Raw genomic sequence first — 23,672 nt, forward strand, 5'->3', positions numbered from 1 at the left:
CGACTTACAGTCGTGCCTTCATGGTTTGTTTGGCACGACGTCGCTGATCTGGACGTAAGGGGATGGCTGGTCTCCCTTATTAAGTTTCGAGCGCGACGAGCCTGATGAGGTAAGCACCAGTTCAGCTGGACGTTTGCTCAGCAGCAGCTCGCGCAATTGGCTGCCGGAGTGTCGTTTGCTGCTGTCGGCAAGTGCCTTCGCTTGAATCAACGAAGCCAGACCTGCAATCAGCGCCGATGCGGCCGAGGTTCCGCCGAAGCGGGTATAGAGAAGCCCGGTCGGCAGGGGTGTTGTTTCGTCGATGACGTCCGCATCGCCGGCCAGGCGGGCAGGTACGTCAATCGCCAGAACACTGAAGGGTGAATATTCGGCTCCGGCCTTCGCACGTGCTGGCCCAACCGACCTGGCAATTGCGCTGCCCATCTCAGCGGCGAGGTCAATTCGTACGACCTGGTCGGTGATCATAGCCTCGTCGTCACTCGGGCCGTAGATCGTGACGCCTGAAGCGTAGGTGCCGCTCGAGTAGGCGGAACGCCACCCCAGCTGATTGCCCGCGCCAACAACGATCAGAGATGTCGCTCCGAAGGGTGCGTCCGTCGCAGTCGCCAATGCCGCGGGATAGGCCGGTTCGGCCATTCCGTCATTCCCGGCCGCGAGAATGACCGGACGATCCGCTGCGATCGCTGCCAGGAGATGCTCAAAGATCTTCTTGTCGGTGGCCAACGCCTCGTCGTCGTCGAACCGCGTCATGCGAACACCCGTCCCAGACGCGTTCTTCCCTCTGGCCAACCTGCCGAGATCGTTCACCGATCGCGGCAGCAGAATGACATCGGCGCGACAGGCGACTGCGTGCAGAAGCGCGGTGACAAGTGGAGCGATTTCATGGCTGTAGGGGGTGGCGACCGGAATAATCGTCGCAAACGGATTCACGCCAAAGTACGGCAAAACGGCGCCATCGAGCGCAGGCGCCGACCCCGCCGGCGGCTCCTTCAGTGTCCGGCCTGCTATAAGACCGGCGCAAGAGGTGCCGTGTCCGGCAAAACGCTCTGCCGGATCGGCAGCGTTGACAAGCCGGGGCTCCCCTTCGGACATCGCCTTGATGCGCCGGGCAATATCGTCGCGAACGGCGTCGTCGGCGATCGTTTTCAATATTGGAGCCATCGTCGCTTCAAGGTTCTGCCAGCCATCCCGGGCGGCGCGCCGGTCCTCCTCGCGATAGACTACTCCATCGGTCGACACCGCCACGTCCAGCCGGGCTTCGATGCAGCCAGCTGGCAGATTTGGATGCCTCGATGTGCAGCCACTGTCGATAATGGCGACCCGGCTCTCAGGCAGGCCCTTTGACCAGATTGGCGGCACAACGCCTGGTCTTTGCGCGTCGAGCAAGCCGATGCTGGCAAGATGCCAGAGATAGAAAAGAGGGGACTCGGTCCGCTCCTGTCCTGGTGCAGTGTCCGGTTCCATAGCTCCCCTCCCTCAGTGCCATTCCAGGAGAGCTTGACGCATCTCGCGGCTGCACAAATTGATGAAAAACGGTGCGAACTGCCTGGCCAGAGCCTGGCCGGCCTCCGTATCCGAACGGTAATGTAGCCCCGCGTGCTCACGGTTTTCGGCGACGCGCTCGGCAACGAAGAACAGTTCGGTTGTGCCGGGATGTTCCGGTATCAGGCGCGTGAGAACCTCGGCGATGCAGAACATTTGAAACGAATGGTTGCTTGGAAATGCCGCATGAGGCGGAACGGGGATGAATGGCCTCAACCGGGAATCCACCTGGTTCGGTCGCTGGCGATTGAAGACGGCCTTGTAAAAATAGCCAACGCGCTCGGCGACCTGCAGGATCAGTTCGATCAGCCTCTCAGTACTGTCGAACCCGCCGCTTTCGATGCCGAGAGGGGCAAAGATGTCCGACAGATTGGATGTGTCGGCCTGCGACAGGATCTCTTCCTGCCTGGCGCGATCGTTGACAAGGCTCAGTTGGTTAACGTGAAGCGCTGCAATTTCGGCGGCAGTTTCCGACGGACCCGGCGGCGGTTTTATCTGCAGGGCCTCGAAAGGGTAAGTCCCGTCCAACATCCCCGCAGCGTAAAGCCGCCTCACGACGTCCCAGGACGCGAGAACCTCGCCGACTGCGCCGCCGCCGCGCTCCACCTGCGCAGTTGATCTCGAACGTGATCGCGATCGCGATCTTGACCGCGAGCGGGACCGTGAGCGCGAAAGGACTTCGAAGCTGCTGCGGGAACGCGATAGGGATCCCGCAAAGGCCGCAGCAAACTTGTTCGCATTGGGCAGATCTTTAAAAAATTCCGTGAAGAGAGCGTTGTCTGTTTGAAGAAAGCCGATTTCGCCGCGTCTTGTCAGGACGATATTCGAACTGATCCTAAAATCCAGTTGGTCAACAGGTTGAAGTCCCATCTCTTTGTCCCCCATTTGCCCGGCAGCCTTCTTCGAAAAGGCTGCCCCGTGTTATAATTTCTGCAAGCGGTCGTCATGCCGGCTTCTGGAACATCGCCTTCAGTTGGTTGGCCGCGTATGGAAGAAAGAGCGATGCGCCGTAGAAAAGAAAATTCCCGACACTGGTGACGATTCCAGAAACCTGATCGGGCCGCACGATCGCAAAGTAGAGGACGACGTTGCTCGCGCCCCAGAATAGCGTAACCATCAAAGATGCCCCAAGCATGCCGGCTACACGACTGTAGCTCTCGACAGGAGCTACGCCGTTGTCGTCCTGGATATTCTTCTCCAACATAATCGATTTGTAGTCAATGCTTGTGAATACGGAGCGCAGAAGAAATATAGTCGCTCCGTTGAAAGCAATCAAAAGTCCCCATACCGGATAATTGTCCATTTTATTTCTCCCACAGAGTGATCACGTTTCGGGTGTGGACGCCACCGCAACCGATGGCGTCCATTGATTTGGGGAATGTCAGGCGGAAGACGACTGCAGGGCGTCGAATATCCACCCGCCGCAGTTCAGGCGTCCGTTTCCATCATCGGTGCCGTAGGCTCGCAATCGGCGAATCCCGTCGGCCCCGATGCTTAGGCGGCAGTCATGCGGCCGGCCTGCAAGGACTAGAAACGGCTTGGCGTCCGGCTGATCGATTTTTTCCAGCATTTCGAACACGGTGTCGTCGCCGTCCTGTTTGACCTTGCGTGCGTGAATGCGGTTATTGGCGGCAAATAGCCCATGCTTGCTATTCGGGAAGTCGAACAGATGCGTGTCGCTGATCGAGAGCGTGTCGTCCTTGAGCTCGACGATTAACGTCTCTGACGAGGCCGGCGTGATCGGCCGAGCTGGATCTTCACAGCGGCTATGACTAAGTTGGTTCGCCATACGCGTGCGAAAGTTGTTCATCACATCATCTCCTTTGCTTTGGCGGCGAGTTCAGACTCGAAAGGATCGTCGGGGATGATCGCGTGCAGAGGCCCAACGGGGTTGGACTTCATGACGTCGATCAGGTTGCGGCCAAGACGCACACCTTCGACAGCGTCCATCTGCCAATGCACACCGAGATAGAGACGGCTGACGGCATTCTCATGGATTGCCTGGGCAAGCGTCATCTGGCGGACATGGTGGGGACGCACGGACCCGTCCGGGTCGATGGCGCGGCCATCATACTCATCGGATACGAAGGCAAAGACGAGATCTTTGCCGCCGCCCAGAGCTTCAAGCAGCTCGCTTGCGAGCCCGAAGCAGGTTGAACCGAAGGTCGCATGCCCCGATGGATAGGCCGGAAACTGCGGCGTTCGTGACTTCGGACCATCGCCGCCACGCGGGACGGAATTCGTCTGTGGTGCCCCGAGGGGGGCCCAATGCGCATCCGATTCGATCAGCGAAGGTGTGTCGGGTGGCAATTCGAGCCATGCCTTGATGGAGGTATAGTCCGGTTTGCCGGCCCCTCCGGCGGGCATTGAGAGCCTGGCCTGATCGAAGGTCGGCACGGAGGCGGTACCCTCCCTGAATCCGGCCTCGTTGGTGCGAAGCAAGGTTGCCGGCCGTGCGACATGATAGGCGAATTTTTCGCGCCACGCGGCAATGCCGGCATCGGCCATTCCCAGGTTGCAGATGGCCAGCAGAACGGCCAACGCCTCCGTCGAGAAGTTCGCCTGCTCCGCGATCGCGTGAAGACATTGATTGTAGAGGCGCGGCGGCAAGCCGATCCCGCGAACCCCGTCATAGGCCCAGAAGGTTCCGATGAGCGTTTCCTCGGCTGTTCGTGTCAACCGGTCGGTCCCTGGAGCAGCGCCTTTGCCGGCGACCAGGTCGCGATCCGCCGGCCAGTTCATTGCTTCAAGAAATGACCCCAGGGGCTCCGTCTGGCCCGGCTGCGGCGGCCGCTCTCCAAGGGCCTCGCTTGGCCCGACAAACTCTATCGCGCCGGCGGGGTAGGTGACGAAGGGCCTAACGTCGAAACCCCATGTCGCACCCACCACTTGGGCGCTCCGAGGCGAATAAGGATCGGGACTGAAGGTTCCTGGTAGATCGAACGCGCGGTATTGCCTATCCCGTGTTCCCGAACCGTCGGCTGACCGAGCGTCCGCGAGCATCCGGCCGATGGCAGCGCCATACTCGAGCCCGTTTTCGATCGCCTGCGCCGACTGGCCCTTTTCATACAGATGCAGTCGGTATTCCGTAACGAGCTGCTCAACGAAGGCGTCTTCGAACAACAGCCGGATCGTGACCGACGCCGCTCCGGCGACAGCGGCTTCACGGCTGATCACGGCAGGCGCGGCAGGGAGCATGGGCTGATATGCGGCCAGCCGAGCAAACCGATGATGGTTGTTGTGGAATGAAGCCGGATCGGCCATCAGCAGGGCGTCGTACATGGCGATATGCACGATTGCCAGCGCGCGGGACGCACGCGTCGGCCCGCCCACTTTCGGTTCAAGCTTTGTTCGGCCTTTTCCGGCTTCGTCGATGCCCGTTCCATCGCCGAACGTATAGTCCTGGCGTTGCGCTTCGAGTGAAGCCCTGCTCCAGAACAAGATCGGATCAAATTGATCTAACATTTTTTTAGCCTCCATCTTGGTAGCGCAAGCAAGGTTTTGATTTCAGTGCGCCGCCGACGCGGGAAATGACCATGCCCGCGTTCCAAAACCGTCCGAATTTCCGTCGTTGTTGCGTGAAAAATGCGTGAAAAGACCATCACTGAACGCGCGATCGAGTGAGATTGTGTATTCTTTTGCGGTCTATGCTATAGAGATGGCCGGGGTTTCGAGGGTAGGCTGGAAATGGCCATGCAACTCATCGCGCGGCTTACGCTGCGGGGCATCTTTCGACTTGAGGATATGCACGGCCGTCAGATTGCCGTGCCGAGCAAGAAGGCACGTGCCTTGCTTGCGATTCTTGCGTTTTCCCGGAACGGGGAGCGTTCCCGAGCCTCGCTGCAGGACATGCTATGGGGGCGATGCGAGAAGACGGAGTCTCAAAACAGCCTTCGACGCGAGCTGTCATCGTTGCGCGCGCTGCTCGCGGGGGACTTGGCCGATCTGCTTCATATCGATCGCGAAACCGTCTGCCTTCGGCTCGACCGGTGTGACGTCGACGCATTGGGCGAGGGTGAAAGCGCTCAGACGAACGGAACGCTTCTTGAAGGCCTCGACATTGCTGGAGAGGAAGGGTTCGAGGAATGGCTGCGCGAGAGGCGAAGCCAGCGGCAAACGGCGGCGCCGAGAGTGACCAGTCCGGGGGCCGACGACACTCGACGCAGTGGCGCGCAGCCCGACAGGCGTCTGGTCGTGAGCATCGGCTTGGACGCTTGGCACAATGGTGCGGTCGGCGCCATGATTTTGCCTGAACTCTTTCGGCAGGCCGTCATCTCCGGCCTTGAGGAAACGGGCTGCTTTCGGGTTTCCGTCCCGGATCCCGCTCGCAACGGGCCGCGAAATGCTGCCGACGCGCAGGACTTGGATCTGCTGATCAAGACGGAGAGCGCCTACGATACTCTGGCGGTTGCCATTATGTGCGTCGGTTCGACCAACCGGGACGTTATGGTCAGCATGAGTACGGTGGTAAAGCTTGGCGGAAAGACGCTGGCACTGGAGCGGGATCTTCAGGCCTTCGCAACCAACTGTGTTGACCGTCTCCTGCACCGGAACATTCTCTCGCTCGATGCGCTGGACGATTCCCATCTCAGCCGAAAACGGCTTCTGACTGCTACAGCGCAGATGTTCAGCCTAAGCCCGTCCGATGTCAGAGCCAGCCGTGCGACGCTGACCGAAGCAAATGGACTCAGCCGCCAGGGCATCTTTCATGCTTGGCGCGCGTATCAGGCTGTATTTCTCTACGACCGTTCGCATGCCTACGACTATCGCCTTACGATCGAAGAGTGCAAGGACGATATGCGCGTGGCTATGGACCTTGATCCATTTAATGGCGCAGCCCTGTCTCTATGCGCCCACGTACACGCGTTCCTCCTTCAAGATTTCACTGCTGCCGGAGAATATTTGGAAAAAGCAAGGCAGACGGGTACACAAAATGTCATGTACTATGATGCATTCTCTATGCTAAACTTCTATACTGGACATTATTCAGAGGCTAGGGAAGCAGCTAAGAAGGCAGAGATACTTGGAAAGAACTTGACTTTTCGATATTGCTTCGCTACTTCACTGTGCATGATTGAGGCGATGTCGGGTGATTTCGAAGCGGCCGCCCGCGAGGGGCGTCGCGCTCTCGCGCTTGAACCGGGGGGGCGCGAGATTTCGTATCCCCCGACACTCCGCTATTGTGGGGCTGCGTTGGCGCATCTCGGCCTCAAGGACGAGGCCCGCGAACTGTTCGGCCAGCTTCGGACGAAGGACCCTGATATCGCCAGCCAGAAAATCAGAAACAATTTCGGGCCATTTCCCAACCCGAGAAGCGTTGAATTGATAGGTTCGGCTCTGGCTAGCGTCGGTCTTTAGGCGGCATTTCATCGACGACGTATCGAGATCGAACTCGGTCGTTCGGATTGATTGGGCCTCGGCCGTTAGAGCGGTGCAGCCTCCTGCCGATATGTCCGGAACGGACCCTTGAGCGACCCGAGACACACCCTGTCGCCAGCGTTGTCGACATAGTAGTGTCGTTGCCGCCATAGCCGACCATCGTATCGGCGCCGCCACCGCCGGCGGTTTCGCCAGTCTGTTCGACGCCACGCCCGCGCAATGTTTCAAGGTTCCATTTGATGTGGCCTACCAGGCGGCCGCACTTGCCGAGCCGCTGGCGGTCAGCCTGCACGCCATCGCGCGGGCGGGCGACATCAGGGGCCGCAACGTCATCCTGTTTGGTGCCGGCCCCATCGGTCTCTTGGCCATGCTTGCGGCCAGGCTTGCCGGCTGCGCTGAGCTTACGGTCGCCGATATCGCCGCCGCTCCGCTCGCCTTCGCCCGCAGTTTGGGCGCCGACAGGACGATCGACCTTTCCGGCGGCGACGCCGAACTCCAGGCGCTTGCTGCCGGCGGTTCGCTTGATGTGGCGTTCGAGATTTCGGGCACCACGGCCGGCCTTGCCGCAGCAATCGCAAGCGTCCGGCGTGGCGGCACGGTGGTCCAGGTCGGCAATCTTCCCGGCGGCCAGATCCCGCTGCCTGCCAATGCAGTGATGGCCAAGGAGATCGACCTCAAAGGCACCTTCCGCTTCGGTACGGAGTTCGGCCGGGCGGTCGATCTCATCGCGTCGGGGGAGGTGGACGTCCTCAAGCTCGTGACGGCGGAGCGCACGCTTTCCTCCGCCCCAGACGCGTTCCGTCTTGCCGCCGACCGTTCACAGAGTGTCAAGGTCGTGCTCACTGCGGACTGATTGAGGATTTGCGAGCTTCGTTTTGACGAGGCGAAGGCCGTTTGCCGAGGCTAGGCCACGGATGCCTGCTGAACCCAATCAGTGCCGCCGGCGCTATCCCTTGACCGCCGAGCCGACGATCGAATCCACGAAGAAGCGCTGCAGCAAGACGAAGAGCACCAGTGGCGGGAGCACGGCAAGCGTCGCGCCAGCCATCACCAGTCCCGTGTTGAGAGCGCCTCGATTGTAGCTGAGCAGGCGACTAAGGCTGATGACGATCGGATATTCGTGTGCATTGCCCTGCAGAACCGTCAGCGGCCACAGATAGCTGTTCCAGTGATAGACGAAGGCAAACAGCGCCAGTGCCGCGATTGCCGGCGCCACGCTCGGCGCGACGATCTTGAACAGGATCAGGAGTTCCGACGCCCCATCCATCCGTGCTGCGTCGATCAGATCGTCGGGCACGCCGGCTATGAACTGGCGCATCAGGAAAATGCCGAACGCATTGGCGAGATTGGGCACGATAATACCGGCAAGGCTGGCGTTCAGGCCGATTGATCCGACGAGACGGTAAAGCGGGATCAGCGTGACGATCGGCGGCAGGAACATGGTGGCGATCAGCACCGAAAACAGCAGTGAGCGGCCGGGAAAGTGATGCTTGGCGAAGGCGTAGCCAGCCTCATGCTGGTGACCAGAATGCCGGCGGTGGTGATCGTGGCGATCACGAGCGAATTCCACATCGAGCGGCCGACATTGATGACGCCGGACACTTTCTCGTACGCATCGAGGGTCGGCGTGCGCGGTATCCACACCGGCGGCACCTGCATGGTTTCGGCCGGCGTTTTCAGGCTGGAGAGCACCATCCACAACAGCGGGAAGGCGGAGGCCACGGCAACCAGCAGCATCAGCGTGGCGAGCAGCGCTCTGCGGCCCGCCAGCCGTTTGCGCGCCAACCGGCTCGATGCTGAGCGGCCCGGCGCGCTCATTCGTCATCCTTGCGGTTGGCGAATGCAAACAGCGCACAAACAATGACGATCAGCGCCAGCATCAGCATCACTGCCATGGCCGAGCCCAGCCCGCCTTGTGCCCGCTCAATGCCGACTCGGCGGATATGGTAGGTCAGCACGTTGGTCGAGCCGACCGGCCCGCCTTGGGTGATGAGCGCCACCGGCTCGAACACCTGCACGGCGTTGATGATGGCAATGACGGCGCTGAACAAGAGCGTGCGGCTCAATAGCGGCAAGGTGATGAAGCGGAACTGTTCGCGCCGGTTAGCGCCGTCAAGCGTCGCCGCCTCGTAAAGACTGTCCGGGATCTGGGTCAGCCCGGCAACGGCCAGCACCGTAAAATAGCCGATCTGCTGCCAGACATTGAGGACGACGATCGAGATCAACGCCGATCTTGGCGAGGACAACCAGAGTTGCGGGCCGATGCCGGCGAGACCGAGCACCTGGTTGAGCGGCCCCTCGCTCGGCGAATAGAGCTTCGACCAGACCAGCGTCACCGCGATCATCGGCACCATGTAGGTGGAAAACAACACGGTCCGCAGCGCCGTGCCGCCTGCGACATCGCGCTGGTGGACCATCAAGCCGAACACTACCGAAAGGGGCAGGATGAGCATCACCGACAATGCCGTGTAGATGGCGGTGTTGAGCAGCGCTCGCTTGAAATCCCGCCCGACCGAGGTCGGCCCGAATATTTCGCGAAAATTGTCGAAGCCGATGAAGCTCGCATTGGAAAAAGGCGTCTGCGTCGACCAGTCCTGGAATGACAGCCAGATGGTGAGCAGCATCGGCAGCAGGATGAAAACGCCGATCAGTGTCACGGCGGGCGCCAGCATGATGCCCGCCGAGGCACGATAGGTCTTGATCATCTCTCTGCTTCCAAAGCGTCGGGCTCTCGAAACAGCGCCTTCGCTATTTGGCGGCACGCTCCAGGATCGAGACGGCATCGGCCTGCGCGTTCGCCTGCGCATCCTTGGCCGAGAGCTGCCCATACTGCAACGCCTCGAGCGTCTGCTGCAGCGATTCGCTGAACTCCTGACCGCCCGGGACGACAGGGAAGGGCTTGGCGTCGGCAAGCACGCTGACATAGCCGGACAGGAACTCGGAACCGAGCTTGTCCTTATGGGCCTCGATGTCGGAGGTCCGCGTCGGCAGGATGCCCATCGACATCAGAATATTCGACATTGCCGATGCGCCGTTCTTGCCGGACTTCGGACTGTTCAGCCATACCAGGAAATCCCATGCCGCTTTTTGTTCGGCCTGACCGGCATTGGCGTTGACGACGGTCATCCATGAATAGGAGATCGAGTGCGGCTTGTCGCCGCTCGGACCGACCGGGATGGGTGCGGTGGCGATATTGGAGAACTTGTCGCCCATGCCGCTCTTCAATGCGCTTTCCCACCAGTTGGCCATGATGATCATGCCGGTCTTGCCGGAGACGAAATTGTCTAGGAAGGGGCCGGTTGTGTTGGCGTCGGCCGTGGCCATCGCCGGATCGCTGGCGCCGGACTTGATCAGGTCCTCGTAAAGCTGGAAAGTCTCACCGGCTTGAGGACTGTCCAGCATCGGTTTGCCGTCCTTGACCAGCTCGCCGCCATTGGAGACCAGCAGCGAGGCGAAGGGATGGACGACGCCCGCCGCCCAGGAATTGATCATGCCGAAGCCTTGCTGGCCGGCATCTTTCCTGGTCAGCTTCTGGGCCGCATCCTTCAATTCGGACCAGGTCTTCGGCGCGGCTGTGATGCCTGCCCGTTTGAACAGCTCCTTGTTGTAGTTCAGCGCATAGACGTCGATCTCGTTTGGAATGCCGTAAAGCGTGGCGCCAACAGAGGCCGCACTGACGACACCGGCCGGCCACGCACTCTTGACCTCGCCGGCAACCGCATCGGGGGCCGGCGCGACCAGCTTGTCTCGCGCCAGATCGGGCAGCCACAAATCATAGATGCCGCCGATCGTCGGCCCGTCCGAGCTGCCGCCCTGGGAACGCAGTGTCGTTAGGAGATCGCCGAAGGGGACGGCGCGCACGGTGACGGTCACATCCGGATTGCTCTTGGCGTAGTCCTTGGCCGCGGCGTCCAGCAAAGCGACCGTTTCGGGCGACCAGTGGGTCAGATAGGAGATGTTGACCGATTGGGCCAACCAATGGTGGGCGAGGCCAACAACCCTGCAGCCAGTGCCAGTTTCGAAATCCAAGCCAAAGACATCCGGCCCTCCGCATAGCCACACAGCGATGTCCATGACGTTATGACAACGTGAAGCAACGATGCAAGCGCTATCTTCGTGGGGAGCTCCTGCCGGTGTTGCGGCGTTTTCTTACTGCGGTCCACAAAGCATGCGAAATTACACTGTAAAAGCAAGTAATTATCTGATACAGTTCGAGCTGATTCTCCCCCGTCGACCATGCCCGAACATACTGCAAGGCACTTGCGATCAAAGTCATGTCGTTATAATGATATGAGAAAAGCTTATGACTGCCTCTCGGCTTTGAACCGCCGTGGAACGACAATCGGCAAGAATGGGAGACTGAGTATGTTTTCAATTCATCGACGCGCCGCACTCGGCCTGATCGGCGGCTTTGCCGCAGTCTGCACCGGGGTCTTCACCGCACTGCCGGCAAAGGCTGACGACACCGTGACCCTGTGGAGTTGGCGCACCGAGGACGAGGCTGCGATGCGCCGCATCTTCGACGCCTTCGAAGCCAAGACTCCCGGCATTAAGGTCAACATCCAGTTCACCCCCGACGCCGACTACCAGAACCGGCTGAGCACTGCGCTGCGTGGCGGCCGCGGGCCTGATATCGCCCAGCTCAAGGCTTACGGCGAACTGCAGCCGTTCATCGAGGGTGGCTATCTCGACGCGCTCGACGACAGCGTGCCGGAGCTGAAGAGCATGCCCGATAGCGCGCTGGGCGGCGCTCGTGGCCGCGCCGACGGCAAGATCTATGGCGTGCCCTATTCGGTGCCGATGATGGGTGTCTTCTACAATCAAGACATCTTCGCCGCCCAGGGCATCGAAATCCCCAAGACGTACAAAGATTTCGTCGCCGCCTGCGAGAAGCTGAAAGGGGCGGGGATAACGCCAATAGCCGCCGGCGGCGCCAATGGCTCCGCCTGGGCGCTGGAGATCGGCGTCGGCGTCGTCGGCCCGACCATCTATGGCCCGGGCTTCTACGACGAAATGATGAGCGGCAAGGCGACCTTCGAGGATCCGCGCTACGTGGCTGCCCTGAAACGCTATGCCGAGTTGAAACCGTATTTCTCCGACGGCTTTGCCGGGGTCGATTACACCAGCTCGACACAGCAATTCATCGGCGGCAAGGCGGCCATGTTCTTCGGCGGCTCGTTCGAGAACGGCAGCTTCAAGGCGCAGAACCCGAAGCTGAAATTCTCGATCTTCCCGTTCCCCGCCGACGATCCTGCTACCAAGCTCTACACATCGGCCTTTTCAGACGGCTCCTATGGCCTGGTCTCTGAAAGCGCCAACAAGGAGGCGGCGACTAAGGTGCTCAACTTCATGGCTTCGGCCGAGTTCGCGCAGCTCTTCGCCGACGAGTTGGGCTGGCCGCCGGCCCGTACCGACGTCACCGTGAAAGACCCGGTACTCGCCACGATGATGGAGATGTCGAAGAATTCCACACCCTATCTGACGCTTGTCGGCTTCCGCTGGCAGACGCCTACGGCCTCATCGATCCTGCAGTCCGAGATCATCGACATGGTCGAAGGCAACATCACGCCGCAGAAGCTGGCGGCGGACATGCAGGCCGCCGTCAGCAGCTGGTTCAAGCCGAAGCAGTAGGCCGTCACACCCTGCGCGAAACAGCACATGATCGCCCGTCGCCGCAAAAGCAGCCTTCAGCGCACTCAACAGCGCATGGCCGTGCTGTTCATCGTGCCGGCGCTGGCCATTTATGCGCTGTTTGTCCTCTATCCGCTGCTGATGTCGCTGTGGGGCAGCTTCTTCGTCTGGAGGGGCCTGCGCATGCTGGAGTTCGCCGGCCTGTCGAATTTTACCCGCCTGTTCGTTTTCCCGAGCGGTGGGCGGCTCTACGGAGCGCTCTGGCACAACGTCGCCTGGTTCTTCGGCATCATGCTGTTCCAGAACGGCCTTGGTCTGCTGTTGGCCTGGCTGCTGTTCCTGCGCGCCAAAGGGGCGGCCTTCTTCCAGTCGGTCTTCTTCTTCCCGGCAGTGCTGAGCCCGGTCATCGTCGGCGCCCTGTGGCGGCTGCTGCTGGCGCCCGGCGGCACCATCGAATGGATGCTCAACGGCCTTGGCCTGCATCAAGGCAGCCTGACGGTTCTCGGCAACAGCCACACGGCACTCGTGATGCTGATCGCCGTCGACGCCTGGAACTGGATGGGCCTGCCGGTGCTGATCTACACCGCCGGCCTCAGGCAGATTTCGTCCCAGATATTCGAGGCTGCCAGGCTGGATGGCGCCGGCAGCGGCCGCATGCTGGTCTCGGTTGCCCTGCCTTTGCTGATGCCGGCCGTCGGCACGTTGACGACGCTGTCATTCATCAACACCTTCAACCAGTTCGACATCGTCTATGTCATGCAAGGCGTGCAGGGCAATCCGAGCTATTCCACAGACACGCTGGTGACCTATTTCTACCGGCTCGCCTGCGGCGCCGACGGCGCGGTCGGTATCACCGATATAGGCCTGGCGCTTGCGCTGGGAACGCTGCTGTTCCTGATCCTGAGCATCGGCACGCTTGTGATGCTGCGCTTCTTCGACCGTCGCACGGTGCAATTGTGAATATGCTCGCCGTTCCTCAACAGCTTGCTCGGCTGCCCGGCTGGACGGCGCTCGTCTTGTGGACCGCGGCGGTGCTGTTGCCGCTCTACATTCTCGTCGTCTCCTGTTTCAAGACCACGGCGGAGATCTACGACAACAGGCTCGGCCTGCCGCAAAGCTTTGCCTTCGACAATTTCGTTGCGGCCTGGACGCGCGCCGATCTCGGCCAGAATTTCATCAACAGCCTGATTGTCACCGGCGGCGCGGTGATCCTGACGATTATCGTGTCGGCAATGGCCGCCTATCCGCTGAGCCGCTACCGGCTGGGATGGAACGGCATCATGCTCGGTCTGTTCCTGGCCGGCATCATGCTGCCGATCCGGCTTGCCTCGGTGGAGCTGTTCACGCTGATGCGCAACCTTGGCCTGCTCGATTCGCTGACTGGCCTGATCCTCGTCTATTCGGCGATCCGCATTCCCTTCGCCGTCTTCATCTTCGCAAACTTCATGCGGGTGCTGCCGTCCGAGCTCGACGAGGCTGCGCGCATGGATGGGGCCGGCGAGGCGCGCATCCTGTTCCAGATCGTACTGCCAATGGTGAAGCCAGCCGTATCGATCGTTGCCATCTTCACCGCTATCGCAGTCTGGAACGACTTCTTCTTCCCGCTGATCTTCATTTTCGACGACCGCTACAAGACCGTTCCGCTGGCGATCAGCGTGTTTGTCGGCCAGTTCCGCACGGATTGGGGCCTGGTGTTCGCCTCGCTTGCCATCTCCATGGCGCCCATCCTGATCATGTACTGTCTGCTTGCCCGCCAGATTCGCGAGGGCGTTGGCTCTGGGGGAGGCGCGAAATGATCGAGGACAAGGTCTATGCCGCACGCTCAATCCTGGTCGTCGGGGCGCATGCCTTCGACGCCGAAGTGATTGCCGGTCCGCTGGCGGCGGTTGCGGTCCAAGGCGGCGCCTCAGTCACCTTCCTGCATCTCAGCATGGGCGAGCAGGGCCATCCAAGCCTCGCCCCCGAGCACTATTGCGTGCAGAAGCAGGAGGAGGCCGCAAAGGCCGCAGCCAGGCTCGGCGTTGCCATGCGCAGTCTCGGGCTGCACGACGTCTTCCTGCCTTGCGACGACGAGACGGCGCTCAAGGTTTGCGATGTTGTGCGCGAGTTGAAGCCCGAAATCGTCATCACCCACTGGCATGGCAGCTGGCACAAGGACCATCGCGCCGCCGCCCGGCTGACGCAGACCGGCATCTTCTTTGCGGCATTGCCGACGCTGAAGCGCGACCATGCCGCACACACACCGCAACTGCTGCTGTTCGGCGAAAACTGGGAGGACGACGAAGGCTTTCGCCCCGAACACCTCGTCGACGTCAGCGACGGCTTCGAGGCCTGGAGCGAGGCGGTGCGGGAATACGAACTGGCACGCGGCCTGAGCAGTTTCCCCTACGTCGATTATTATAGCGCGCTTTATCGGCTGCGCGGCTGCCTGCGCGGCACGCGCTACGCGCAGGGTTTTGTGGCAGCGTCGCAATCCTGGCATGCCGGCAGCGGGCTGTTCGCGCCGGCTGCCAATCGGAGCCGCTCTCGATGACACGCGTTCTGGCCATTGATCTTGGCGGCACCAATTTGCGCGCCGCAATCCATAGCGGCGATGTTCGCTGGCTGGAGATGCTGAGCCGCGAGCCTGCGCCGGCAAGCCTTGATGCCTTCGTCGCCCGAATCGGTGCGTTGCGCGCCGAGGCCGGTCCGGTCGAGGCACTTGGCCTGGCGGTGCCCGGACTTGTCGAGGGCTCGGTCTGCCGCTGGATTCCGAACCTGCCCTATCTCGATGGTGTCGACGTCGCGGCCTTGTTTCCTCGTCTGCGCGTCGCCGTTGGCAATGACGCGCAGGTCGCCATGCTGGCCGAAGCAGTCGAAGGTGCCGCAAAAGGCCTGTCTGATGCCATCCTGCTGGCGATCGGCACCGGTATCGGCTCCGCCGTTCTGGCCAACAACCGCATCGTCGCCGGCGCACGGGGCGGCGCCTGCTCATTCGGCTGGGCCTGCGCCGATATCGAGGATGAAGGCGAGGACCGCAGCGGCTGGCTGGAGCGCTTCGCTTCCGGGCGGGCGTTCGACGCCGCGGCGCGCCAGATCGGGCTGGCCAATGGCGGCAGGCTTGTCGAGGCCGCGCGGGCTGGCAACACGGCCGCACTTGACGCCTTGGAGCTGCCGGCGCGCCGGCTGGGCACTGCCCTGGCGGGTGCGGTCGCGCTGCTTGACACCCAGGCGGTCCTGATTTCCGGCGGGCTTGCCGATGCGCTGGACGTGGTCGGACCGCCGCTGCTTGCGGCATTGCGGCGTCAGCTGCCGCCGCATCTGCGCGATGTCGTGCTGCGGTCCGGCGAATTCGGCTCCCGCGCCGGTCTCGTCGGCGCCTCGCTGGCCGGTCTCGCCGGAACACAGTGGAGGCAGATAAGATGAGCCAAGTCAGCTTCCAGCTGCCCGACCGCAGAAGGCCCGAGCCGCTCTGGTATCAGGTGGAAGAGGCTATCCGCGCCATCGTCAAGAGTGGCGAGTGGGCGACTGGCGACCAGATTCCGGCCGAAGACAGACTGTGCGCCCTGTTCGGGGTGAGCCGCATCACGCTGCGCCACGCGCTGCGCAATCTGGAGGAGCACGGGCTGCTCAGGCGCGAACATGGCCGTGGCACCTTCGTGCGCTCCACCACGCTGGTCGCTGGCACCCGCGAACTCACCAGCTTCACGCAGGAAATGGGCAATATGGGCGTGGTCGCCGGCTCGCGCTTGCTCGACTGCAGCCTGACCACCGCCAATGCCGCTGCGGCCGGAGCGCTGGAGATCGAGGAGGGCGACCCGGTGGTGCGCATCCGGCGGCTCAGGCTCGGCAACAACGAACCGATCGGTATTCAGACTGCGCAACTCTCGGCCGCGCGCGTGCCCGGCTTTCTCGATGCCGGCCTGTTGCAGGGCTCGCTCTACGAAGCGCTGGAACGCCATTACGGCATCGTGCCGGTCGCGGCACGCGAAAACTACCGTGTTGGCGCGGTCGGGGCGGCGGATGCCGAGTTGCTCGATCTGCCTGCGGGGAGCCCCGCTTTCGTGGTCGAGCGCATCACCACCGACGAGCGTGGCGCATTCGAATTCACCGTCTCGGTCATGCGTGGCGACCGCTACGAAATCCGCTCGACGCTGCGTGCCGGTCGCGCCGCGCCAACCGCAAGAAGCTGAGCCATACCCAAGCCGACCCATAACAGGAGTACCGACGTGTCCGATCTTTACATACCCCGCCTTGCCGCCCTCATCGAACAGGCCTCGAAAGCCAATTTCGAAGCCTTTGGCGAAGCGGCCAGCCGCTTTGCCGACACGCTCGAGAGCGGCGGGTTGGTTCATCTTTACGGCTCGGGCCACTCGGTGTTGCCGGTCCAGGAAGTGTTTCCGCGCTACGGCAGCTATGTCGGCTTCAATCCGCTGACCGACCCGCGTGTCATGTGGCATAACGTGCTCGGCGCCGGCGGCGTGCGCGAACTTCTGTGGCTGGAGCGGACCGAGAAATACGCCGAGAAATTCCTCGACCACCAGCCGCTGAACAAAGGCGATTCGATCATCATCTTCGGCCACAGCGGCCGCAATTCGTCCGGCATCGACACCGCGCTTTATGCGAAAAAACGCGGCATCTTCGTCGTTGCGGTGACCAGCAAGAACAATCTCGACAAGCCGGCGACGCACTCTTCCGGCAAACGGCTTGCCGATGCCGCCGACCTTGTCATCGACACCTGCTCGCCGATCGAGGATGCCATCGTGCCGGTCGAGGGCTGGAGCCGGCCGGTCTCCGGTTCGTCGACCGTGCTTGCCATGATCCTGGCGCATGAGCTGATCGCCCGCACCGCCGAGGCGCTTTCGAAACGCGGCATCGAACTGCCGGTTTTTGCCTCGCCGACAATTGCCGGCGTCACACTGCACGACACCGACGTCATCTATGGCGTCTATCGCGAGAAAATGCTCGAGGCACAAAGGAAGCATCTGCCGACGTTCCAGGCGACCATGCGCGGCGAATGAGAAACAGGCGAGGCCGCCCAAATTGCGAGGACTCCCGAAACGGGTAGTCAGGTCGCGATACCGGGCGGCCCGCCGCGATCCACTGGATCCGATCACCGTTTTCTTCGGATTCCGGGTGTAAGATCAGGAGGAGCTGTTTTTGGGGACAGCGGCGAACCGTCCACCATGGCTGGGGCGCCAGATTGCTCGCCGTGTTGGTCCCGATCTTCGCGGCCCATACGCTGGCGAGTGGCTTGCATCTCCGGAATGGTGAAAACCGGCACCTCGCCCTTGAAACCCTGGAGCTCAAAGGCGCCCGCTTGGACGACCGGCATCGATGCTCCTGCCGCAAAGCCGGGACCAAGCACCAGGGGGATGCCCAGCTTCTTGGTCGTCGACTCGAGCCGTGCCGTGCGGTTCACCGGCGAGCCGATCGCGGTGTAATCGAAGCGCCGTTCAGAGCCGAAATTGCCTACCGAGCAAATGCCGGTCTCGATGGCGACGCCGATTGCGATGGAGGGGTGGCCGTCCGCGCTGAAGGCGGCGTCTTCACGCTTCACCCGTTCGATCAGGGCAAGCCCCGCGTCGAGCGCGCGCTCGCGATGGTCCGGCTGATCAAGCGGCGCGTTCCAGAAGGCGAGCACCGCATCGCCCATGAACTTGTCGATGGTGCCGTCGCGCTTGAGGATCTCATCGGTCGCAATGCCGAGGAAGTGGTTGACCACCTTGGCGATTTCCTGGGTATCGAGTTGTTCGCTCATCGTCGTGAAGCCGCGTATGTCGCTGAGCAGAATTGTGATCTCGCGCTTCTCGCCGGACAGGATCGCTTCGGTGTCCGAGCTTGCGAGGCGCTGCACCACGGAAGGCGACAGATACTGGGAGAACTGTCGTGCCAGGGTGGACCGGCGCTGCTCGCTGCGCCTGTAGAGGACATAGCCTTCGAAGCCGGCTACCAGGATCGTCGCAAGCGCCGGCTGCAGCGGGTCATAGAGTGCACCCTGCAGGCTGTATTCGAGAGCGCCGAACACGAACGGCGAGACGGCCAGCAGCACGAGAGCCAGGGCACCAAGCACGACACGCCCGGCGAGCACTCCGGAAAGTCCGATGAAAATGACGGCACTGAGGACAAACCAGAGCCGCTCCACCGTGCGCGCATGTGTTGGCTCTGCAAGGTAGCGCCCGGCAAGCAACTGGCCGATTGCATCGGCGTGGATGTCCGCGCCTGGTCGCGCTGGACGTGTCGGGGTGGGCAGGTACTGCGTCAGTCCCACGGCCGACAGATCGACAATGGCGATGGCGTCCCGCAGCCGCGGATCACTGCCGCCCGAAAGGATAGTGCTGGCAGATATACGGGGCGTATCCGCGGCGGTTTCCCAGAGGCGGATGCTCCCCTCCGGCTCAAGCGGCACAATGGCGCCGGCCATCCTGAGTGCGTCGAACCCGGCGGCATTCATCCGGGCTATGTAGCCGTCCTGCCCGGCGTAAAGGCGCAGAAGCTCGAGCGCGAAGGACGGCCACAGCTGCACGCCTTGAGCGGTATTGCGAAGCCAGAGCAGCGGCACATGGCGCAGTACGCCGTCGGGATCGGGCAAGGTGCGAATTACGCCGAGGCCCGCGGCGGCGTTCGAGAATTCGGCAAGCGAGCCGGTCAGGCCGGTGAAGCCGGGAAGTGTGTCGGGTACCTGTCCGACGATCGACCAGCCGGCTTTGGGCCCTGCTTCTGAAACCGTCGCCTCATTGCCCAGGCTGACAGCAAGCGCCGTTCGATTTTTGGCCAGCGCCGCTGTCAGGCGCTTGTCTCCGGCGATGCCCTCAGGCGAGGTGTCGGCCTCGGGCAGTACCAGCGCAAGCCCGATCACCGCGGCGCCGGATTTGGTGATGCCATCGACCAGATCGGCCAAGAGGCCACGGTTCCAGGGCCATCGTCCATGTGCCTTGAGGCTGGCGTCGTCTATCGAGACGATCACGACAGGATTGCTCGTCGCCTGGCGCGGGGCCAGAAACTGGTAGAAGTCGTACGTCCGCTCACGCAGGCGCGACAGCGGCCCGTCAAAAGCCAAATGGCAAGCGAGCAGCAGGAGCACGACCAAAAGGCCGGATATTTTGCGCCTGCCAGCTTGCCGCCAATCAGCCCAGCGCCAACCGACCAAGAGGCTCATGTCGTGCGGCCAGGCCTAATTGCAGTAGTAGCAGCAACCCTCACCCTCACACTCGCCCTTATCCACGCCCCCGCCCACAGGTGGCGTTAGGCTGTCGGGAAACTCCATGACCACTCCTGGCAATGCGCCGTCCGTGGACTCGCAGACTTTGAGCGAGCCGCCGAGTGCCGACGCACAAAGCGCGCTTACATCCAATCCAGGACCCGGTGCGCCTGGCAGGCCGGTGCCGGCTATCCGGTCGATGCTGTCCAATATCGGGAAGGTGTCGATTCCGCCGTAGCCGGTCAGCAGCTTGCCATCTTCCGATGTGCAGGCGTAGCCCGGGTTTGTGATGACCAGCCGTTTGCCATTGATCGTGCAGGTCATGCGGCCGGCGCGCAGTATGCCGACGGTCTGGCCGGCTGCCACCAGCACTTCGATGATGCCGCCTCTCGCCCCGAGCACCATGTGCGGCGTCGCAACCTGCATGACGCCCCCTTTCGAAACCTGGCCGCCATAAAAACGGGCCAGGCCGCTGTTCATCCCGATGTCGATCTTTCCCGATCCGGAGCCCGGATTGTAGACGAATTCATCGATCGTCAGGCTGGTGTTCGGACCAATCTTGGCGCTCGATTCATCCCGGAACACCAGCATTCCAAGACCGGTGGGATTGCTGCGCAGCTGGTCGCCGAGTTCGACGCCGGCACCAACGTTCATTGTCCCGCCGTTGTTGCGGACGATGTTGGTCTGATAGGCCGTCATCGACCCGACCGTCTCAGCGGCGGATGGTGCCGCGAAGGCAAGGCAGGCGATAAAAATGGCGATCTGACGGTACGGGGTCCTCATCGCGGCCTCTTTCAATTGAGCGTCAACGTATAGCTCATGAGCATTTCGAACGATTTTCGGTCGCGGTTGGCGATGTCGAAGTTGGTTTCGCGATAGGCGACATCGACGCTGATCTTCTGCGCCTCCGTCAGCTGAAAATCGCTTTCCGAGGCAATGCGCCAGAAGTCGCTCTTGATATTTGTGCCGATGCCGACAGACAGATCGGGAGTGTCGCTGTGGCCGGCCGAGAAGGCGACCTGGTGCGACCATGCGAAAAGATCCGGTACGTTCATCAACAGGCCGCCATAGCGGACCTCGCCCGTGTAGCTGCGGCCGATTTCGCCAGATCCGGAGGCGAAGTCATTCGAGCCGACAAAGCGCAGTCCGAGCGCCTGGCCATTGCGGAAGCGGTAGCTGCCGCCTGCCTCATAGAAGACCCTGCTATCGGCGAAAATGCCTTGCGAGGCGCTTAGATCGATGTAGCCGCCGCCTGCGAAAAGCGTCGTTTCGACCGTCGGGCGAACGAGGAAGCGTCCACTGAGGCCGATGCCGGTTTCGTGGATATCGCTGTCGAAACGATCTGTGACGGTAAACGCCGAAAGCAGCAGGCGCAGCGAATCGATCCCACTGTTGGGTAGCCCCTTGTCCCAGGTAATCGCTGCGTTGCCGTGGATAAAAGTCTTCTCGCTACCCGGAACCGACAGGTCTTCCGTGAAAAAGCGCTTCGTCGCCGTCAATGATCCTGAAAGGACGAGAGCGTCAGCACTTGGCGTGCCGAGGTCCCACCGGACAGAGCCTTCCGCCCGCCCATAGGGCGAGACGAAGCTGTCGTCGTCCTGCGCCCCGCCGGGCTCAAAATCGGTAAATGCGCTGAACACGCCGCCGGTCAGGGCGAGTTCCCAGGTGACGCCACGCAACGCGCGCTCGATGCGGGCGAGCAGGCGAACGGCTTCCTGCTGCTCACTTGCGGTCAGACCGCCGACTTCGATGCCGTACTGCACCTGCCGCCGGGCCAATTCATAGGAGCCGACATGATAGTACAATCGGCTGGCCGCCAGGCGGGCGCGCGCATCGCGGGGATATTTGATCAGATACTGCTCGATTGAGGAGATCGCCTGATCGTATTGTCCCGCGTTGACGGCAACTGTGACGAACTGGGCGAGCGTTCCGTTGTCGGCCGGACTGGCGATGCGGGCCGAAAACGCATCGTCATATGCCGTAAAAAGACCTTGTGCGCCGGCCGGCAATACGCCGGTACAAAGCAGCGCCGCGGCGCAGCCGAAGATCGTTCGAAACGAAGATTGCATGCCGAGAACCACCCCAAACCCGACTAGTGCGAAGGACTTAGCACGACCACAAGAAAAAGGCGACTGAACGGTCGCCAGACCATGCGAGTCTCAGCAGCTGTTGCAGCTGCGCAACAAACCATCGGATTTATTCGTATTTCGGCTACGGTGGTTATCAAAACATCTTCTCAGCGTTGCTGTAACAATTGAAGTATTCGGCATCAGCGGCAACTAACTCAAATCGTCAGCAGTCGTGGATCGCACGGCCGACAAGATTAATATTGTTTGCGCGGTTCTGCGCGTATCTGGTCACCGAATGAGCCATCAAGGTCACCCACGGCTCATCCAAAGGTCTTCCGTGGTGCCGCGAGGTGCTTCTCACGACGCGTTCGCGATGCGGCACGGCTCTTGCTATTTCGTTGGACGCGACGAGGTCAGCTTATAGGAACCCCATCTCCCCATGGACGCGTCACCGGACGCGCCTTGCTACAGCACGAGCATGGTGGCCAGCCCCAGCATCAGGCCCATGCCTACAATATCGGTCACGGTGGTGAGAAAGATCGCCGAAGCGACCGCCGGATCGGCGCCGACCCGGCGCAGGCCCAGCGGGATCAGCACGCCGGAGATTCCGGACATGAGGCACGAGCCGGACATGGCGAGCAGGATCACAAGTGCCAGCATGGGCGCCTGGGCCGCCGACTCCGGTTGCCGCGACGCGTAGAACCACATCGCCGCAGCCGCCACAAGACCGACGAGCACGCCGTTGGCGATCCCGAGCGCGCCCTCCCTCATCACCAGGTGCAGCTTCGGTCGTTTGTCCACATCCCCCAGGGCAAGGCCACGCAGCGTCATAGCCAGTGCCTGGCAGCCGGTGTTTCCGCTCTGCCCGGCCAAGACCGGGAGGAACGCCGCCAGTGCGACGATCTTCTCGATCGTGCCTGTGAACGAACTGACCACGAAAGCGGCCATGAAGGCCGTCAGCAGGTTCAGCTGCAGCCACGGATGCCGCTTCAAGAAGGCTGAAAACAGCGGCGTAAAAGAACGCTCCTCCTTCTGGACGCCCACCATCTGGCCAGACTGGGCGGAGATCTCAATGATTTGCTGCTCGAACAGCCGCCAGCCGCGGACCTGCCCGAGCAGCCGGTTCTCCGCGTCCACCACGGGATAGACAGGGTAGTGACGGCGTACCGCCGCCTTGCATGCGTCGCTCAAAGAGAGATCGACGTTAAGGGCGAACGGCCTGGGCAGCATGATCTGATCGACCATCGCGTCCGCTTCGCTCAGCATCAGATCGCGCAGGACCACCAGGCCAACCAGCTTATCGCCGCCCTCCGTGACGTAGAGATAAGTGAGCTCGGTCGGCACCTGGGTGCGTCTGACGGCCTCCACCGCGGCGGCTATCGTCGTGCCGACAGGAACGCTGGCGGGAATCGGGTCCATCAGTTCGACGAGCGACTCGGGGATCGCAAGGTCCTTGCCACCGGCATCAGGCTTGACAGGCCGCATATGCGGCGGCAAATGCTCCGCCACCTTACGGGCGTGCCTGTCCGGCAACAACTTTAGTGTGTCCCGGATGAACTCGGGAGATTCTCGGGCCAGCAATTCAGCCGCGTCATCGGGTGCTCGAGCACGCAGCGTGCGCACCAACTTCTGAACGTCGTTCTCTTCTTTCATCTGCCGCCCGCCCCCAAATTGCTAGTGTCTTTCCTCTGACAGTATGACACGGATCGGATCGCTCTGTCTGGCGCGCAGTGGCCCAAGCGCCTCGATCCCGAAATCTTCGCCTCGCGGGCCCGAGTGACCGAACCCAGACAGATCTGCGTCATTGCGTGGGTGCATACAGGCGGGCCGTAACGTCAGAGTGTCGCCGAGAATTTGACGTGTTGCGAACT

21 protein-coding genes and 1 pseudogene are annotated in these 23,672 nt (G+C 61.8%); 9 read left to right on the forward strand and 13 right to left on the reverse strand.

Going from position 1 to position 23,672, the window contains the following annotated elements; all coding sequences use genetic code 11:
* Window positions 1-18: 18 nt before the first annotated feature.
* The 5 genes from NKI70_RS02920 to NKI70_RS02940 form a co-directional block, all read right to left on the reverse strand.
* Window positions 19-1,464 carry a S8 family serine peptidase gene (locus NKI70_RS02920; protein WP_352724154.1) on the reverse strand — a complete coding sequence of 482 codons (1,446 nt, stop codon included), beginning with the start codon at window positions 1,462-1,464 and terminating at the stop codon, window positions 19-21.
* Window positions 1,465-1,476: 12 nt separating this feature from the next.
* A complete protein-coding gene (locus NKI70_RS02925; protein WP_352724156.1) occupies window positions 1,477-2,412 on the reverse strand; it encodes a phosphatase PAP2 family protein in 936 nt (311 codons plus the stop codon).
* A gap of 73 nt (window positions 2,413-2,485) precedes the next feature.
* The gene (locus tag NKI70_RS02930) at window positions 2,486-2,845 is read right to left on the reverse strand and encodes a hypothetical protein (protein WP_031213365.1); all 360 of its coding nucleotides are present in this window, start codon (window positions 2,843-2,845) and stop codon (window positions 2,486-2,488) included.
* Between the two features lie 78 nt (window positions 2,846-2,923).
* On the reverse strand, window positions 2,924-3,352 hold the full coding sequence (locus NKI70_RS02935; protein WP_023680785.1) for a hypothetical protein: 429 nt from the start codon (window positions 3,350-3,352) through the stop codon (window positions 2,924-2,926).
* Window positions 3,352-5,007 (reverse strand): vanadium-dependent haloperoxidase, encoded by a 1,656-nt coding sequence (locus NKI70_RS02940; RefSeq protein WP_352724158.1) that lies wholly within the window; start codon window positions 5,005-5,007, stop codon window positions 3,352-3,354. Before NKI70_RS02940 ends, NKI70_RS02935 begins: the two co-directional genes overlap by 1 nt.
* A gap of 228 nt (window positions 5,008-5,235) precedes the next feature.
* On the opposite strand from NKI70_RS02940, the gene NKI70_RS02945 reads away from it, so the two are divergent.
* Together NKI70_RS02945 and NKI70_RS02950 are read left to right on the forward strand one after the other, a co-directional pair.
* Complete coding sequence (locus NKI70_RS02945) at window positions 5,236-6,900, forward strand: AfsR/SARP family transcriptional regulator (RefSeq protein WP_352724160.1); 1,665 nt, start codon at window positions 5,236-5,238, stop codon at window positions 6,898-6,900.
* Window positions 6,901-7,102: 202 nt separating this feature from the next.
* Window positions 7,103-7,774 (forward strand): annotated as a pseudogene (locus NKI70_RS02950) (zinc-binding dehydrogenase); the annotation flags it as partial.
* Window positions 7,775-7,867: 93 nt separating this feature from the next.
* On the opposite strand, the gene NKI70_RS02955 reads toward NKI70_RS02950, so the two are convergent.
* The 4 genes from NKI70_RS02955 to NKI70_RS02970 are packed head-to-tail and all read right to left on the reverse strand — an operon-like array spanning window position 7,868 to window position 10,950.
* Entirely contained in the window at window positions 7,868-8,377 is a 510-nt protein-coding gene (locus NKI70_RS02955; protein WP_352724162.1) for a carbohydrate ABC transporter permease, read from the reverse strand.
* Window positions 8,371-8,739, reverse strand: a complete 369-nt coding sequence (locus NKI70_RS02960) for an ABC transporter permease family protein (RefSeq protein WP_352724163.1) — start codon at window positions 8,737-8,739, stop codon at window positions 8,371-8,373. The genes NKI70_RS02955 and NKI70_RS02960 overlap by 7 nt, the downstream gene beginning before the upstream one ends.
* Entirely contained in the window at window positions 8,736-9,626 is an 891-nt protein-coding gene (locus NKI70_RS02965) for a carbohydrate ABC transporter permease (RefSeq protein WP_352724164.1), read from the reverse strand. The genes NKI70_RS02960 and NKI70_RS02965 overlap by 4 nt, the downstream gene beginning before the upstream one ends.
* Window positions 9,627-9,669: 43 nt before the next feature.
* Window positions 9,670-10,950, reverse strand: coding sequence for an ABC transporter substrate-binding protein (locus tag NKI70_RS02970; protein ID WP_352724165.1), 1,281 nt, complete (start codon window positions 10,948-10,950; stop codon window positions 9,670-9,672).
* A 336-nt stretch (window positions 10,951-11,286) separates the two neighbouring features.
* On the opposite strand from NKI70_RS02970, the gene NKI70_RS02975 reads away from it, so the two are divergent.
* From NKI70_RS02975 to NKI70_RS03005, 7 genes are read left to right on the forward strand one after another with little or no spacing between them, the layout of a single operon-like run.
* Entirely contained in the window at window positions 11,287-12,552 is a 1,266-nt protein-coding gene (locus NKI70_RS02975; protein ID WP_352724166.1) for an extracellular solute-binding protein, read from the forward strand.
* 27 nt (window positions 12,553-12,579) lie between these two features.
* On the forward strand, window positions 12,580-13,512 hold the full coding sequence (locus NKI70_RS02980; RefSeq protein ID WP_352724168.1) for a carbohydrate ABC transporter permease: 933 nt from the start codon (window positions 12,580-12,582) through the stop codon (window positions 13,510-13,512).
* A 2-nt stretch (window positions 13,513-13,514) separates the two neighbouring features.
* On the forward strand, window positions 13,515-14,348 hold the full coding sequence (locus tag NKI70_RS02985) for a carbohydrate ABC transporter permease (protein WP_352724309.1): 834 nt from the start codon (window positions 13,515-13,517) through the stop codon (window positions 14,346-14,348).
* On the forward strand, window positions 14,345-15,085 hold the full coding sequence (locus tag NKI70_RS02990) for a PIG-L deacetylase family protein (RefSeq protein WP_352724170.1): 741 nt from the start codon (window positions 14,345-14,347) through the stop codon (window positions 15,083-15,085). Before NKI70_RS02985 ends, NKI70_RS02990 begins: the two co-directional genes overlap by 4 nt.
* Window positions 15,082-15,957 (forward strand): ROK family protein, encoded by an 876-nt coding sequence (locus tag NKI70_RS02995; RefSeq protein ID WP_352724172.1) that lies wholly within the window; start codon window positions 15,082-15,084, stop codon window positions 15,955-15,957. Before NKI70_RS02990 ends, NKI70_RS02995 begins: the two co-directional genes overlap by 4 nt.
* On the forward strand, window positions 15,954-16,724 hold the full coding sequence (locus NKI70_RS03000) for a GntR family transcriptional regulator (RefSeq protein WP_352644270.1): 771 nt from the start codon (window positions 15,954-15,956) through the stop codon (window positions 16,722-16,724). The genes NKI70_RS02995 and NKI70_RS03000 overlap by 4 nt, the downstream gene beginning before the upstream one ends.
* Before the next feature lie 36 nt (window positions 16,725-16,760).
* Complete coding sequence (locus NKI70_RS03005) at window positions 16,761-17,552, forward strand: sugar isomerase domain-containing protein (RefSeq protein WP_352724174.1); 792 nt, start codon at window positions 16,761-16,763, stop codon at window positions 17,550-17,552.
* A gap of 92 nt (window positions 17,553-17,644) precedes the next feature.
* Here the strand turns inward: NKI70_RS03005 and NKI70_RS03010 are convergent, their stop codons facing one another.
* The 4 genes from NKI70_RS03010 to NKI70_RS03025 all read right to left on the reverse strand — a co-directional run bounded on the left by NKI70_RS03010 (window position 17,645) and on the right by NKI70_RS03025 (window position 23,454).
* The gene (locus NKI70_RS03010) at window positions 17,645-19,615 is read right to left on the reverse strand and encodes a CHASE2 domain-containing protein (protein WP_352724176.1); all 1,971 of its coding nucleotides are present in this window, start codon (window positions 19,613-19,615) and stop codon (window positions 17,645-17,647) included.
* Between the two features lie 90 nt (window positions 19,616-19,705).
* Entirely contained in the window at window positions 19,706-20,515 is an 810-nt protein-coding gene (locus NKI70_RS03015; protein ID WP_352724178.1) for a FecR family protein, read from the reverse strand.
* 11 nt (window positions 20,516-20,526) lie between these two features.
* On the reverse strand, window positions 20,527-21,801 hold the full coding sequence (locus NKI70_RS03020) for a tetratricopeptide repeat protein (RefSeq protein WP_352724180.1): 1,275 nt from the start codon (window positions 21,799-21,801) through the stop codon (window positions 20,527-20,529).
* 465 nt (window positions 21,802-22,266) lie between these two features.
* A complete protein-coding gene (locus NKI70_RS03025; RefSeq protein ID WP_352724182.1) occupies window positions 22,267-23,454 on the reverse strand; it encodes a magnesium transporter in 1,188 nt (395 codons plus the stop codon).
* Between the last annotated feature and the right edge of the window lie 218 nt (window positions 23,455-23,672).

The sequence above is a fragment of the Mesorhizobium sp. M0500 genome, from assembly GCF_040321165.1.
In the GTDB taxonomy this organism is placed as follows: Bacteria; Pseudomonadota; Alphaproteobacteria; order Rhizobiales; family Rhizobiaceae; genus Mesorhizobium.